Annotated in this window: 12 protein-coding genes; 1 reads left to right on the top strand and 11 read right to left on the bottom strand. The window is 40.4% G+C overall.

What is annotated here, in order from left to right; translation table 11 throughout:
* Positions 1-67 precede the first annotated feature (67 nt).
* The 6 genes from eno to H9Q76_RS13480 all read right to left on the bottom strand — a co-directional run bounded on the left by eno (position 68) and on the right by H9Q76_RS13480 (position 7,799).
* A complete protein-coding gene (eno, locus tag H9Q76_RS13455) occupies positions 68-1,369 on the bottom strand; it encodes a phosphopyruvate hydratase (RefSeq protein ID WP_021984485.1) in 1,302 nt (433 codons plus the stop codon).
* A 173-nt stretch (positions 1,370-1,542) separates the two neighbouring features.
* Complete coding sequence (locus H9Q76_RS13460) at positions 1,543-3,684, bottom strand: glycosyltransferase family 2 protein (protein ID WP_118545298.1); 2,142 nt, start codon at positions 3,682-3,684, stop codon at positions 1,543-1,545.
* A gap of 36 nt (positions 3,685-3,720) precedes the next feature.
* Entirely contained in the window at positions 3,721-5,340 is a 1,620-nt protein-coding gene (locus tag H9Q76_RS13465; protein WP_249321302.1) for a DUF2142 domain-containing protein, read from the bottom strand.
* 102 nt (positions 5,341-5,442) lie between these two features.
* Positions 5,443-7,026: a glucose-6-phosphate isomerase gene (locus H9Q76_RS13470; RefSeq protein WP_021984482.1), complete on the bottom strand. Its 1,584-nt coding sequence runs from the start codon at positions 7,024-7,026 to the stop codon at positions 5,443-5,445.
* Between the two features lie 81 nt (positions 7,027-7,107).
* Positions 7,108-7,395 carry a helix-turn-helix domain-containing protein gene (locus H9Q76_RS13475; protein WP_195541100.1) on the bottom strand — a complete coding sequence of 96 codons (288 nt, stop codon included), beginning with the start codon at positions 7,393-7,395 and terminating at the stop codon, positions 7,108-7,110.
* 188 nt (positions 7,396-7,583) lie between these two features.
* Positions 7,584-7,799, bottom strand: coding sequence for a hypothetical protein (locus H9Q76_RS13480; protein WP_195541101.1), 216 nt, complete (start codon positions 7,797-7,799; stop codon positions 7,584-7,586).
* Positions 7,800-8,021: 222 nt separating this feature from the next.
* Here H9Q76_RS13480 and H9Q76_RS13485 point away from each other — a divergent pair, with 222 nt between their 5' ends.
* Positions 8,022-8,903, top strand: coding sequence for a hypothetical protein (locus H9Q76_RS13485; RefSeq protein WP_249321303.1), 882 nt, complete (start codon positions 8,022-8,024; stop codon positions 8,901-8,903).
* Positions 8,904-9,334: 431 nt separating this feature from the next.
* On the opposite strand, the gene H9Q76_RS13490 is transcribed toward H9Q76_RS13485, so the two are convergent.
* From H9Q76_RS13490 to H9Q76_RS13510, 5 genes are all read right to left on the bottom strand, one after another.
* Positions 9,335-11,950 (bottom strand): KGGVGR-motif variant AAA ATPase, encoded by a 2,616-nt coding sequence (locus tag H9Q76_RS13490; RefSeq protein ID WP_249321304.1) that lies wholly within the window; start codon positions 11,948-11,950, stop codon positions 9,335-9,337.
* A gap of 13 nt (positions 11,951-11,963) precedes the next feature.
* A complete protein-coding gene (locus H9Q76_RS13495; protein ID WP_249321305.1) occupies positions 11,964-12,428 on the bottom strand; it encodes a hypothetical protein in 465 nt (154 codons plus the stop codon).
* Positions 12,429-12,614: 186 nt separating this feature from the next.
* On the bottom strand, positions 12,615-13,667 hold the full coding sequence (locus H9Q76_RS13500; RefSeq protein WP_249321306.1) for an ATP-binding cassette domain-containing protein: 1,053 nt from the start codon (positions 13,665-13,667) through the stop codon (positions 12,615-12,617).
* A gap of 376 nt (positions 13,668-14,043) precedes the next feature.
* Entirely contained in the window at positions 14,044-14,343 is a 300-nt protein-coding gene (locus tag H9Q76_RS13505; RefSeq protein WP_249321307.1) for a hypothetical protein, read from the bottom strand.
* 109 nt (positions 14,344-14,452) lie between these two features.
* On the bottom strand, positions 14,453-15,442 hold the full coding sequence (locus H9Q76_RS13510) for an ORF6N domain-containing protein (RefSeq protein WP_249321308.1): 990 nt from the start codon (positions 15,440-15,442) through the stop codon (positions 14,453-14,455).
* Positions 15,443-15,485 lie beyond the last annotated feature (43 nt).

Here is a 15,485-nt window from a genome sequence, read left to right on the forward strand (position 1 = left end):
CGGGAATCCAGGTCCCAGTCCGACGACTTTTTTTCTTTCTTCTATTCTATATATCGGCAGATTTCTATTATTGCTTTACATTAAATGCTTTCATTCCTGGATATACAGCGCTTGCGCCAAGCTCTTCCTCAATACGGAGCAGCTGGTTGTACTTTGCAACACGCTCAGAACGAGAAGGTGCACCTGTCTTGATCTGGCATGTATTAAGTGCAACTGCAAGGTCTGCAATCGTTGTATCAGCCGTCTCACCAGATCTGTGTGAGCTGATTGCTGTGTATCCAGCCTTGTGCGCCATCTTGATTGCTTCCAATGTCTCAGAAACAGATCCAATCTGATTCAACTTGATCAGGATTGCATTTCCTGCGCCAAGCTCAATTCCCTTTGCCAGTCTCTCTGTATTTGTTACGAACAGGTCATCGCCAACAAGCTGAACCTTGCCACCAAGTCTTGCAGTCAGCTTCTGCCAGCCTTCCCAGTCCTCTTCATCCAGACCATCCTCGATTGAGATGATTGGATATTTCTCGCAAAGTGCTTCCCAGTGCTCGATCAACTGCTCAGCTGTATACTCTGTACCCGCCTTCGGAAGCTTGTAGTAGCCCTTTCCTTTTTCGCTCTTCCACTCAGAAGAAGCTGCATCCATAGCAATCTTGAAATCCTTGCCCGGCTCATAACCTGCTCTCTTTACAGCTTCGAGAATTGTCTCGATTGCTTCCTCATCAGACTTCAAAGCAGGGGCAAATCCACCCTCATCACCAACGGATGTTGCAAGTCCACGCTCTTTCAAAATTGCAGCCAATGCATGGAAAACTTCTGCACACCAACGCAGACACTCTTTGAACGATGGAGCGCCAACCGGCATGATCATGAACTCCTGTACATCAAGTCCAGAAGAAAGTGCATGACATCCACCGTTTACGATGTTCATCATTGGAACTGGCATACGATTTCCAGATACGCCACCAAGGAAACGATACAGTGGAATATCAAGGGATGTTGCTGCTGCACGGCAGCATGCGATAGATACTGCAAGAATCGCATTCGCACCAAGCTTAGACTTGTCCTTTGTTCCATCTGCCTGAATCATAGCCTGATCCACTGCATAGATATCTGATGCATCCATACCCTCGATTGCATCATTGATAATTGTATTGATATTTTCAACTGCCTTTGTGACACCCTTGCCAAGGTAACGGCTCTTATCGCCATCACGAAGCTCCAGTGCCTCGAACTCTCCAGTGGATGCACCACTTGGTGCAGTACCTCTTCCGATGGTTCCATCTGCCAGATAAACCTCTGCCTCTACCGTTGGATTTCCTCTGGAATCCAAGATCTCACGGCCAATAACCTTTTCAATTTCTAAATAATCCATTGTTATGTACTCCTTTCAATTTGCATTTTAACGGAGTCTCTTGCTTCTGACGGTCTCTCCTCGTTCAGAAGCAGGAGTTCCGAAATGATTTACACGTGCTAGGTTAGCCAGACCTAACTATAAGTTAGTATATACTAACCCGGTTTAAAATGCAAGTGTATTTTCCATAACTTTTATGCAACTACAATACTCCCAACCATACGGGCATCTCCATCCAGCACAAGAGATACCTCATAATGCTGTTTAGGTAGATTCTGCTTTATAAATGCAGCCTCAAAACCAGCAAATGCTAACCTTCGCTTACCAAACGCATCCCGGACATCTGGTCTGTACAGTCGCTCTGATTTTACAATGTACTGTTGCTTGTCCTGTCCAGTTAAAACAATATTGAGCGTTCCCGCACGCAATGTTTTTCGATTCAAGGCCCAACCACTGATTTTTACGACTGCTTCATCTGTAAACTCTTCCACCTTGTATTGCAGACTTCCTTTTTCAACAAGCACCTGTTGCGTTTCCTCAGGCGTTTCGATTTCCTTTACTTTCAACAGCCGTAACGAGAAGTTATCACTGTTTCCAATCAGATTTGGGTTATAACACGGATCATACCCCTTAAATTCCGGATGACGATCATACAATTTTTTCATTTCCCGTTGCTGTCTGGCGGCTTTTTCTGGGGATACAGCGTCATAGCCACGGCTGACAGATTCATAATGGTATAAACGGACATCTGTTCGGACAACATTATAATATCCTGCTTCTACTAAATTAAAACATAAGTCAATATCGTTATATGCCACCGGTAACTGTTCCGAAAAACCACCCACCTGATCATATTTATTCCGGTCAATCATAAGACACGCACCGGTCACCGCACTGTAATTATATTCCAGCTTATTTCGTCCCCAATAACAATTCAAATCGTCGTTAATCCGTTGAAATGCATGTCCTGGTCCAACCATAAAACTGACAACACCTACATGCTGTATCAAATTCGTATTTGGGTAAATTAATTTACATCCAACCGCACCTGTATGTGGCTGCTGTGCATGTCCCAGCATCCGTTCCAGCCATTCCGCTCCCTCAACACGAATATCGTCATTTAAAAACAGAAGGAACTGTCCATCTGCCAGATGTGCCCCAATGTTGCACATCTTTGAAAAATTAAACTCCATTGGCGCGTAATGATATTTGCAATCCAATTCTTTACACATTTGTGTATATTTCGCATGTGTTTCTTCTGCACTGCCATTGTCCACAACAATGATTTCATAATTTTGATATTTCGTTTCCTTTCGGATGGACGTCAGACATTGCTTTAAAATGTCATAATTATCCTTAGACGGAATAATAATGCTTACTTTCGGATTTCCCACAACTTCATAAACCACGCGGAACATCACTATATCTTTGATATATTCCAGATGCCCTTTAACGCCTCTTCGCTCCAGGGCTTCGAGCTTCGCCTTCTTTGTCGTTTCAATAATATATGGCTTTGCCGATATATCATTTGCCGTAGACTCTTCACGTTCCCGCCAATGATAAAGGATTTTTGGCACATGCCCTATACGATTCGTCTTCTCCATCACCCGCAAAACAAGATCATAGTCCTGCGAACCTTCCAAGCCTACACGCAAACCGCCCATTTCGTCCAGCAAGGATTTTCGATACACCGCCAAATGGCAGGTATACATCAAAGACATAAATGTATCTGGAGACCAATCCGGCTTAAAAAACGGATTCCTTCTTTTTGTCCCATCCTCAGATAATTTGTCCTCATCGCTGTAAATAAAATCCAGTGTATGATCTTCATTTAGCTTTTTCGCAATTTCATACAGTGCATTTTCTGCATACAGATCATCACAATCCAAAAGCGCAACAAATTCGCCCTCTGCCATTGCAATTCCATCGTTTGTGGTTCTGGATATATGTCCATTCTCACTGCGGTATTTTATTTTAATGCGCTCCACTCCTTCAAATTGCCGCAAAGTCTCTCTGACACGCGCATCGGTTGAACAATCATCTACAAGGCACAACTCCCAATTATCATATGTCTGATTCTGCACAGATTGAATGCATGCCGTTAACATCTGTGGTTCCACATTATATACTGGCACAACAACCGAGATGAGCGGTTTATATTCCAACTCCTGTTCCGGCTCTTTATATTGCTGTTCATTTTGCAGCATCCACATGTCATATTCATTTTTCTTGTGTAGACGATGATTTAACTTATAACAAAATACATGCCATCCTTCTTTACCCAGACAGCGCATCATTCTTTTTGAAAAAGAAAGAACTCTTTTTATCTGACCCATATTTTTATACTCCTACTTCTTCTCTCATAGATTGAACTATACGTTGTTCACTGCCCGGAATATTGCTGTTATCACATACATCTGTAAAAACACCGTCCACATTGCAGCATATTGATCTGCATTTCTTGATACACATGTCCGTTTTGTCCGAACTGCAAGCAAACCAACCACAAGTGCCGGAAGGAAATATCTTCCCTGTACACCTGCTACCACAACAAATTGATATGGCGTCCAATATAAAAGCATCGCTGCAACTGCCAGCCCACTGACGCCGACAAACACCAAAAGCATCCAAATCCGGTCTCCCACTGTTATCAACTGTTCTTCGTTTTCTTTCCGTATAGAAACATATAACAGCAACAATAAAAATCCTATTACAAACACCAGTGGAACTTCAATATCAAGCCATCCAAGATAGTTTCCCAACATCTGCTGGATATGCTTTCCTGATTCATACCAAAGCGTATTGAGTAATATTTCAAAAAATTGGATCGGATTTTTTAAGAAATACCCCATTGTATACCCTTTGGAATCGGACCATGCAATATAAGTACTGTTAATATTTTCTGGTTGTAGCCAGCGCCGAACCACGAGAACCAGAACCATCACACAAGCCACTACAAATATACCTGCAATGACAATCATAAGCACCTTCATCCAAGGTTTAATTTTCTGTTTGACCGCATCCACCTTATCTTTGTGCTGTTGCAGAATTCGAGGGATCAACATCAACGGCAATACAACCAATGGCAACAGAGAAAAGCCTTTACATGGTAGCAATAATAAGCTGCTCAATACCATAACAATATTATTTACAAGCTTCGATCTCCGATTTGTTTCCTGTCCGTAAACTGCTGACATTGTTGTCGCTATTACAAGAATACATAAAGCAAACAACTGCGAATCATAGGAAAAAGAACATACCTGTTGCAATGTAATTGGCAAAAGCGCCCATACCATAACGATTCCTTTACCAAACGGAATCCGCTTTATCGCATAATAAGCTGCCGCTATAAAAGCAAGCAGATTCATCAATCGTCCAAGCAAATACAACATAGTTGTGCTCGCCCCTAACAACCGTCCAATTGTAATTCCAAGTCCGGATAAAATATACAGATAACGCGGAGACTGCGTCGAAACATGTGCTGTCTTTATCAGATTCGTTTTTTCCGGTCGCTGAAACAGCCCCTCATATTGACTATTGTAATCTTCCTTCGTAATACCACGTGCATTATACATATGTTCGTTATCCGCCTGCCGCATCATGACAGTTTCCGCATCGTGCGTTCCCATCATAACATCCGACATGTCATATGCTGTATATATGTGTACATACTCATCTGGAACTACCATAATCGGAATAATAAGCAAATACAAAAATCCAAGTACAATAATCATTGGCAGAAAAAGTTTCTCAAAAGAAGTCTTCCACTTTGTGCCAAACATCGCCTGAATGCTGACAAACGCCAACAATACAAACAACAATCCATATGCAATACAATGTAATATAAAATACGCATCCACACCGTTTTGATTGTCGATTTTGTGATATGCCACATTTATCATATACACACCCATTACCAAGGTAATCAATAGGAGTCCTATAATAACGCATAATTTGATTATTCTATTTGGATTTTTCTCTTTCACTTCCATTCTTATTCCCCTGTGTTTCTTTAATTTGATTTAGGTAGACAAAAGAGACTTTTATTGTAGGAATACAATAAAAGTCTCATGTCCTTTATAATCTATTATCGATTAGATGTTAAGCAGATCACTGAATACCTTCAACGCACCATCTGTCTCGTGTGCAAGTACCTTCTTTGCAAGTACCTTACCAAGCTGAACACCTTCCTGATCGAAGCTGTTGATGTTCCACAGGAATCCCTGGAACATAACCTTGTTCTCGAAATGTGCAAGCAGTGCACCAAGTGTCTCTGGATCAAGCTGCTCACCGATAATGATAGAAGATGGACGACCACCCTTGAAGTTCTTGTTGCTGTTCTCATCCTTCTTACCACATGCAAATGCTACGATCTGTGCAGCAACATTTGCGCAGAGCTTCTTCTGGCTTGTGCTTCCCTGAATCTCTACATCCGTGCCAATCTGGCTGTTCTTGAATGCGATAAACTGCAATGGAACAATGTCAGTTCCCTGATGCAATAACTGATAGAAGGAATGCTGTCCGTTTGTTCCCGGCTCACCGAAGAGAACTGGACCTGTTGGGTAATCAACCGGCTCACCAAAACGGTTCACAGACTTACCATTGGACTCCATATCAAGCTGCTGCAGGTGTGCAGGGAAACGGCTCAATGCCTGTGAATATGGAAGAACAGTTGTTGCAGGGTAACCAAGTACGTTACGCTCGTAAACGCCAATCAACGCATCAAGCATAGCCGGGTTCTTCCTGATATCTGTATTCTTTGCTGTCTCATCTTCTGCGGCTGCACCATTTAAGAAACGTGCAAATACATCCGGGCCAAATGCCAGTGAAAGTACAGCACCACCAACGGCTGATGTAGAAGAATAACGACCACCGATATAATCATCCATAAAGAAAGCTGCAAGGTAATCATCGCTCTTTGCAAGTGGAGATGTCTCACTTGTAACTGCAATCATATGCTTAGAAGCATCCAGACCTGCCTTTGCAAGCGCGTCCTTCACGAAGGACTCATTTGTAAGCGTCTCCAATGTTGTACCAGACTTTGATACAAGTACGAAGATTGCATGTGCTACATCGGTAGATGCAAGAACTGCTGCCGCATCATCCGGATCTACGTTGCTGATGAACTTCGCATCCATCTTGAATGTGCCGTTCTTCTTTGCCCAGTTCTCAAGTGCAAGATACATTGCACGAGGACCAAGGTCACTACCACCGATACCGATCTGTACAACCGTTGTGAACTTCTCGCCAGCTGCATTTGTGATCTCGCCATTGTGTACCTTATTTGCAAACTCTGCAATACGGTTCTGCTGCTCTACGTAAAATGTTCTCTTATCCACGCCATCTGCCTTGACTGGCTCGCCAAGCTGACCGCGTGTCATCTGATGAAGAACCAGACGGTTCTCTCCTGTATTGATAACGGCACCATTGTAAAGCTCCTGGAACTTGTCAACAAGTTCAGCTTCCTTGGCAAGGGCTGCAAGCTTCTCCAAAACTGTGTCATCCACTTCCTTTGCAGCGAAGTTATAAGTAAGCTTCTCTGCCATCGGTACGCTGTAATTCTTCGCACGGTCTGCACCGCTCTCACCAGCCATAACAGTTGTGAGATCTACACTGCCCTTACAAGCTTTGAGTGCCTTGTAAGAATCCAAAGTATCAAGATTTTTCCAATTTGTCATTTTTCTTTCCTCCGTAATCTATTTGGCGTAGGACGCCAGCTCGTTTTATTATAACCTCTTCGGCGGAATTTGTCACTTGTTTTATTCTTCGTCTTTCTTCTCTTCCCTCATTTTTTCATAATACGCTTTATACCTGTAAATCGTCCGTTCACTGACGTGATTTCGTTTTGCAATCTCCACCATTGTCATACCATTCTCATATCCAACAACAAAATCATTGTATATTGCCATCCATTTTGCATTATGTTTCTGCCGGCCACTCATTTTCCGATTTTTATAATATTCCAGTTCTTCCTTAAGCTCTGCATTCTCTTTTTCCAGCTTCTTAATTCTTTTTACTGCATCTTCCAGTGTGATATTTTTTTCCATCTCTATTTCCTCCATTTAAACCCCATAACTCCTCGTTTCATAGTTTAATATACTTATCGCCATTGTCATTTTGTCTATATAATAAATCTTTTTGCCAATATTGTCAATCTGATTCTGTCAGGCCATTAAAAAAGGAACGTTTTATAACGTCCCTGCCTTAAATGAAATGTATTTTAATAACAATCGAATCAACTATTATGCAAAGCTTTAATTTCCTCTATCGAAAGTTGAGTGATTGTTGAAATCTCTTCGTCCGAGAAATCCTTTTTGATTAAAAGCTTGGCTGCATTAACCATCTGAGCCTTGGCATATTCCTTGGCATATTCCTCAGCATATTCCTTGGCGTAGTTTTCAACTAAAGTACACACTGTGCTCACTCCTTCCTCTTTCTTGAACCACTTCATAGCTATACTGCATTCACATAATACAACTATATTATATGGAAAATGAAAAAAAATCAACTGTTGCTACAATTATTAATAGAATACAAAAACTCCTATTTCTGAGTATATATACTGATGAAAGGAGGCTTAGTTTTTTGCCCCCTTTTTTAACTTTATTAACAACTTTCCTCACAAATATGCTATAATGCAGCGGGAGGATTTTACCAAAAAGGAGATGATTATATGAATGAAAAGAGCAAAAGAAACATTATCCTGATTATCATTGCCGTGTTTGTGGTCGCAACCGGACTCGTTTCACTGGCGATGTATAACATTACCAAAAGTTCAGGCAAGAAGAACAGCAAGAATACCACAGCTACAATGTCCGACGCTGGTTCTATCACCACGGAAGCAGGGGCAACTGAAGCAGCAAAGGATTCTACTGAAGACAGCAGAACCACAGAGCAGGCAACCACAACTGAAGAGGTCAAGGATTCCAAAGCAACCACAGAAGCGGTAGCTTCCGGCGGTTCAAAGAAAGACGAGAGCAGCAGTAATTCAAAGCCAAGCAGCAACAGCACCGGGAACTCTGGATCAGGCAGCAACGGAAGCAACAGCTCATCCGGTGGAAACAACAATTCCGGAAACCAGAAACCAAACAATAGCTCCTCTGGATTAAGCAACAACTCAAACAACAGCAGTTCTTCCAGCGGAAGCGGAAGCACCAATCCAAGCAACGGGAACAGTTCAAACAGCAACTCTTCAAATAGCGGAAATAATAGCAGTTCTTCCAGCGGAAGCGGAAACAATAACTCGCAGCCCTCTTGTTCGCACAACTGGGTACAGACTTTCATCCATCACGACCAAGTAAAGCACACAGAGTATTACACGACCACAGAAATTGCGGGGTATCATAGTTTTTGTAGAGGCTGTAACTTAGATTTAACTGAAGCTTTCGGAACTCCGGAATGCGGAGAGGCTAGGGCACATCTGGAAGGATGCAACGCATCCTATGAAGGTCGCCCTATTTACCAAGAGAAACAGGTTCCTTACGATGTAATCGACCAAGAGGCATACGACGAACCCGCAGGATATAAGTGTAGCATCTGTGGAGCAACAAAATAAAAGCCAATATCAAAGCGGCAGGATTTACCTCCTGTCGTTTTTTATTGCAGGAGAATATATGTAATTCTATTAGATTTTAATATGTTTTAATATGTTCTGTTATATTTCTATCTACCAATCTATCCCCAAATATGCTATAATGCAGCGGGAGGATTTTACCAAAAAGGCAAGATTTACCTCCCTCCGTTTTTATTACAGAAAAATATATTTAATTCTATTATATTTCAATATGTTTGAACATAAAAATAAACCTGCCAATTAACTCGACAGGTTTATTCTTGATTACCCCCTATGCTCCCGATCGTCCATCGAAATAAAAATCATCATCAAAGTTTTCCCCGGAGCCATCCTCCGCACGTCCATGCGCCAAGAAATCTACTAAAATGTTCACATCGTTGCTGATACAACTTCTTCCTCTGGTATATGGGATATTACTGTACTAATAGTGATAAAACCTTTGGTCTTGCCCCACGTTCGTAAGTAAATCCAAGAGGCAAACGAATAATCTCCGGTAAATAATATTTCTCATCAGAAATCTTTAAATACCCCTGTGCTTCTAATTTAGAAATCTCGTCACCCGTTAATTCGATTTTGTCCAAAGTTAATGGTAATGTTTTTATACCTTTCATTTTTTCGAATTTTTCAAGAATTTCATAAATATTACGCATTTCTGCCTTAATTTCCTTGTATTTATCGGCTGCACATGATCCAATTGCTTTGCGTATGTCAACTGGCATGATTAAACGATCTTTATACACAAACTTAGCTTCTCCATATCCTTCTGATGAATATCTTAAAAATCTGACAATATCCCTTGCCTGTAATTGCCCTGTAAAATCCGACAACGCTGCCAAAATCCAACGATCCGAAAATGCTTCCCGTGAATCTCTTCTCCCCAATTTCAGTCCCCATAGGATTGTTAATTTATCTGTCAGGACAGACCTTGTCGCATTTAGAACATCAATTCCTTCTGTTAACTCCGGATAAGCCTTTGACGCAATCCATAATGCAAGACGTAACGCTTCCGTTTGGGTCCAGTTTAATTCATAGTTATAATACATACTTCTAAACTGTTCCATATTGGTATCAATTGCATTACTAATCATATCTTTTCGTGCAAAAACTATTATTCCAATATTTCCATAATCAAGTCTCTGCAATTCATTCACAACATTCTGACACAATGACCTGAGAAGCATTTTCCATCTATCATTTTTTTCTGTCTGCGAATCTGCACAAACATCCTCCAAACCATCCACAACAAACACGACTCTTTTTCCACTATTTTCAAAAGCCTTATCTAATTCGGAGATATCCTTATAATCCTCTTGGAACATTCCAATTATCAAATCAAGCCACTGCTTTACCCACTCCATCCTTGTCAATTCAGATGTTTCCAGTAAATTCATCAGTGTATTATAATTTATTGTATCTGCATTTTTCTTTATCTTGATTCCAGTTAACGCTTGACCCGCATATTTCATACATTCCTCGATAAGGGGTTTCATATTCTGTGAATTTATACTTGCCAACAACGGAATTATAATTGTTTCATGTCCCGCATCTAACGATGTACCTGTCTGTTCAATAAACTTTTCCCATGTCTTCGCTTGCAACAACTGCTTATAGATGTATGTTTTTCCTGATCCCTTCGCACCTGATACAACAATTCTCGGAAGTTCCATTTTAAAATTCTTTATCATTTCCTTGATAGAAGATGTTACAAGCATATTCGTACTTGCCGTACCCTCCGCAGTTGTCTCCGCATAAGAAATCTCATATATACGTTTCAGAATGTCACGAACCTTATCCTCATCTTCAAATAACGTTTCATCTTTTTGCTCGCCCACAAACAAACTTTTCACTTGCTCATCCATTAAAGATGCCAATTCGCTTGCTTTCAGTTTTTCACAAAGCGTATTGAAATCTGTTGTTCTCACAAGTGCTTTATCAAATCCCAACTCCATAAAGTATTCATCCCGCAAAAAAGTGGCATTATCCGTGTCTGCTCCACTTTCAACCTCATTTACGATTTGATTCTCAATCTCCTGAATTTCTTCAGGTTTCATCGTCTCAGGAATCATAGTTAACAGAATTCTTGATTTCAAAAAATCGGCATTGGTTTTTTTATATACCTGTTCCAATATTTGATTTGTTCCTTTTACCGACTGTAATGACGTGGAAGTTACATAATATTTAATTACACGTGGATCAAACAAAAATGGTGCCGAATATTCTGTAATTCCAGCGCGAAGATCAACCAATACAAGATCTGCTCCAACTTTCTTTGCTATTTCAGCTATCGTTTCCGTAATATAAAATTTATTTTCCTTCGTCAACAAAACCTGTTCAGGTCTTGCTACAACATTCATAATCTGTTCCTTTTCCCGATAAACAGGAATAAAATAATGATCAATTATCTTTTTATCTGTAGCAACACTAACCGTCGAAGTCTTTATTAAATTTGATAATTTATCTATCATCTGATCTGAGCTTTGTTCATAATTCATGATTGACAAAATATCAAGATAACTAATTTTTCGATATCCCGCTTCTGCCATCCATGTTAAACCAGGTGCTTCCACATCGGCATCTACTACAAGAATTTTTTTATCTGGATATTTTTGGGAACACTGTCTTAAAAAGGCAGTAAGCGAAAGCGTTCGTCCTACACCTCCTTTGTATGAATGAAATGCAATCATTTTCAATCCATCAAAATCAGTATCTGCTTTTTCACACTTTTGAAAATAAACATCTCTAAATAACGGTGCATATTTCCTTTCTGCTTTTGGACTATCGTCTCTCTGAAAAATTATTTCTAAACATGTTTCTGTAAAATCAACGAGCAGTGTATTTTTTTCCACCGAATAATTACGTCCAAAAATCTCTTTTAAATATTGTGTATCTGATTCCTGCGGTTCATCAATATTTTGATAAATTTCAATACAGTCACTATAAACCTGTACATCAATCCATGTTTTTGGCCATGAGCTTCTTTTTTCTTCAAAAATATCTTCTATGTCATGCCATGTAAAATAATAACTCATTTATTCACCCTCTCTATATCCTCTGAGATAACCATTCTGCAATCCGAACCAAAGTCTTTTCTTCACTCTGTTCCTCCTCTGCGTTCTTAATGCAGGCACCATATCTCCACAATTCATTATATTTCCCTGGTAACACAAAGCCACCGCCCTTAAGCTGAATCCTTTTTAGCGGGAATTTGGTTTCTATCCCAACTTCCTTTGTCATTGCTTTTAAGTCATGTCCAGGTGCTTTTTTTCCATTTATTGTATAATAGGATTTCAATTCTTCATATGTATTTTTCCCAATATTTTTTAGAATCAAACTTTTTAATCCACATTCCACCGAATAAAATAACATTAAGAGGCGGGAACGATATGGCATATCCGTTCCCGTCTTTTTATACATGCCATAATGATTTTTAAAACTACGTTGAAACTCGCTTCTTGTAATATTAATCTGTGACTGTGTCTTCCCCAGTTTTTTCTCATGTTCTTTCAATATATCTTCGCTCCTTATATCGGATAGTTGAAACATATTCTGTTTTGAGTTTATCATCTAACAGATGAAATAGCAAGTTTATACTCACGATAAACATGTAAATGGTCACCCATGTTACTATCCATTTTATATGTTTTATCCTGCATAGTAAAGCAAAACCTGCCACTTTACGCGACAGGTTTCCATTTATATTATAACGCTCTCTTCATTTCTCACTGCTTCATTGACCTCTGTTCTGACTCCGTCCCAGCTTCCACCTGCGAGGAACATCTTTCTCACAAACACCGCGACTTCTTCGCCCTCTGTGATAAGCGGCTGTCCAAGCTGCCTGTGTGCCACTATGTCGGCACCATTTACCCTTATCACAAGTTCTGTCATATTACCCCTGAACGCCACACGCTTTACCACTCCGGTCTCGGTCGACACCGGATATGGCACGACTTCCCCGGTCTTATATACATTTACAAACTCCGGTCTTAATATAGCTCTTGCCCCCGCGTTCACATCGTGAAAGCCCTTGAAGCCGGTGTACGCATCCAGTGTAGTCGGCTCCCCAAGGAACTGCGCCACGAACTCCGTCTGTGGGTCGTTGTATATATCCACGGGTATTCCGATCTGCTCAACTCTTCCGTGATTCGTTATGATGATCTCATCCGCAACCTCCACGGCCTCATCCTGGTCATGTGTGACAAATATGCTCGTGATACCGACCTGATTGATCAGTTCCCGCAGCCATGCCCGAAGCTCCTTTCTGACCTTCGCATCGATCGCCGCAAATGGCTCATCCAGCAGCAGAAGCTGCGGACTGGTCGCAAGCGCTCTGGCAAATGCAACTCTCTGTCTCTGACCGCCCGAAAGTTGTCTCGGGTATCTCTTCTCCAGACCTTTCAGCCCCACAAGCTCTATAAGCTCATCCACATCACCCTCGAGTGCCAGTGTGACAACGTCTGCCTGAAGTCCATTTGCAACCTCGAGTGCCTGCTTGCCGGAACCGCCGTGGGACTGCACGACCGATACGTCCTGTTCCTTCTCCTCTTTCCAGTGTGTTGCAAACAATTCTTTGTACACCGCATACAATTCTCTAGTAGGATCATAGGACACATTCGTGATCTCCACACTCTTTGCCGTGTCTGTCTGCGATGCTGATGTATTGTCTGTACCCCTGCCAGATCCGCATCCTGTAAGAACCCCTAATCCAAGCGCTGTCACTGTCAGTAAAGTAATAAATTTCTTTCTCATGTCTTCTTCCTCCTTTGATTTGTCTTTTTGTTTTCCCGCTTTTGCTATCGGGTATGTATGCAATATAAACGCATAACCTGACAAATTCAAAACCTATGCGTGAAAACGTTTTCTCGCAGTTGCCCCAGATCCTCATATTTGGCTTTATGCAGAATATTTCAGGTGTTTTGCACGCCATTTATCGCATATCAAAGCATCATTTCCTGCAATATTGTGAAAACGTTATCAGCGCATAAACAAAGGATTTTTGCGCTATTTTGATGTTCTTTTTTGACACGAGAACAGAAAAATCCCTCTGAATCACAGTTTTTTCTGTGATCCAGAGGGATTCTTTTGCAGGGGATTTATTACTAAAGTTCCGCCCCAAATAAAACAATTACATTATAACATTCATATTGTTAATAAGTTCTTTTAGAGAATTGGCAATTGGCTTATCTTCCACTTCTCCATCTATATCCAGATTTTCCAAAAAAATGTTATGACTACTCACTTCATAGAGAACGTATCCACCAGAATAGCCAAGCCATCCTATAGGAATGAATTTCTTAATATCACCCATCTCTTCCCAATCTTCAGCCATTGAAATCAAACTATTTTTATAGAATAATATGTCATCACCGGAATCTCCTTCCTTTTTCAAAACGGAAAATAATACAATAGATTCTGTTCCAACCATAATTCAACATAAAAATAGACAGCCATTGCTCTGACTGCCTACCCGCTAATGAGATATTTAAATTCGGGCATTACCCTCGCCTCTCTACGGACACCCGACACAAAAATGACTATATCTGTTTATCCGGAGCTAATAGCAACTTATCTATTACCGGATGAATCATACTTGTTTCTATTATAACATTTATGGCACATAACTTCTTTCCTGCATCCTTACTGGATGCACCACAATGATATGCCTGTTCTGTAGCCAAACCATAATCCAGAACTATCAATCTGTCATGGCAGTCTGCATTAGGTTTAATTCTGAGTGGTGGATATTCTTGTATAAAATCATTTACTACCGCCGTTGTCAAAAAACCTCTTTTTCCATGACCATTTTCTGTAAATAAAACCACTTCCACACCAGCTTGCTTCTGCGATAATAGCTGTAAGGTCTTTATATTCACATAATCATCCACTACATAAATACTCTTTTTTGCCTGCTGATATATATCTATGTATGTTGCATCAGCCTCAAACTTCTGTCCTTTATAAATAACAAAATTTTTGAAATCCTTATCCGAAACAAAATTTTCATTAAGTGTGTCTATGCTCTTTTGAATAACTTGAATATCTTGTTCTGTTTTCTTCTGTCTATCAGCCATATTTGACATTTGTACAGAAATTTCTGATACTCTCGCACTTACAAGATGCATCTCTGACTGTGTGACAAACTGCTGGTTTTGTTTTATATAATGACGCATTTCACGAAATGCACGCATAATAAAAATACTTTGCTGTTCTGCAAGCTCACCTCTGAGAACTGTAGCAAGCATATAAATGCCTTGTTCCGTAAACGCATACGGAAGTTTTCTTTTTCCACCCCAACTTGAAGTCGCAAATTGCGACTTCAAGAACCCATCTTCTTCTGTTGTTAATTGAAACATAAAATCTTCCGGAAACCTTGCGATATTACGCTTTACCTGCTCATTCAAACGCTTCACTTCATACCCATAAATCTCAGCCAAATCATAATCAAGCATAACCTGTTGTCCTCTTATAATATATACTCGATTACATATATTATCTACTGTCATCAATTCTGTACTTTCTGTCATCTGTACACTCATCCTCCTACAAATTGTGCAACAGGCTGTTGCA

It is taken from the genome of Wujia chipingensis (genome assembly GCF_014337155.1).
Taxonomy (GTDB): domain Bacteria; phylum Bacillota; class Clostridia; order Lachnospirales; family Lachnospiraceae; genus Coprococcus_C; species Coprococcus_C hominis.

Bases quoted from the DNA above. Each gene is read 5' to 3' on its own strand.
- eno (WP_021984485.1), bottom strand. From the start codon at position 1,369: ATGGATTATTTAGAAATTGAAAAGGTTATTGGCCGTGAGATCTTGGAT.
- H9Q76_RS13460 (WP_118545298.1), bottom strand. From the start codon at position 3,684: ATGGGTCAGATAAAAAGAGTTCTTTCTTTTTCAAAAAGAATGATGCGC.
- H9Q76_RS13465 (WP_249321302.1), bottom strand. From the start codon at position 5,340: ATGGAAGTGAAAGAGAAAAATCCAAATAGAATAATCAAATTATGCGTT.
- H9Q76_RS13470 (WP_021984482.1), bottom strand. From the start codon at position 7,026: ATGACAAATTGGAAAAATCTTGATACTTTGGATTCTTACAAGGCACTC.
- H9Q76_RS13475 (WP_195541100.1), bottom strand. From the start codon at position 7,395: ATGGAAAAAAATATCACACTGGAAGATGCAGTAAAAAGAATTAAGAAG.
- H9Q76_RS13480 (WP_195541101.1), bottom strand. From the start codon at position 7,799: ATGAAGTGGTTCAAGAAAGAGGAAGGAGTGAGCACAGTGTGTACTTTA.
- H9Q76_RS13485 (WP_249321303.1), top strand. From the start codon at position 8,022: ATGAATGAAAAGAGCAAAAGAAACATTATCCTGATTATCATTGCCGTG.
- H9Q76_RS13490 (WP_249321304.1), bottom strand. From the start codon at position 11,950: ATGAGTTATTATTTTACATGGCATGACATAGAAGATATTTTTGAAGAA.
- H9Q76_RS13500 (WP_249321306.1), bottom strand. From the start codon at position 13,667: ATGAGAAAGAAATTTATTACTTTACTGACAGTGACAGCGCTTGGATTA.
- H9Q76_RS13505 (WP_249321307.1), bottom strand. From the start codon at position 14,343: ATGGTTGGAACAGAATCTATTGTATTATTTTCCGTTTTGAAAAAGGAA.
- H9Q76_RS13510 (WP_249321308.1), bottom strand. From the start codon at position 15,442: ATGACAGAAAGTACAGAATTGATGACAGTAGATAATATATGTAATCGA.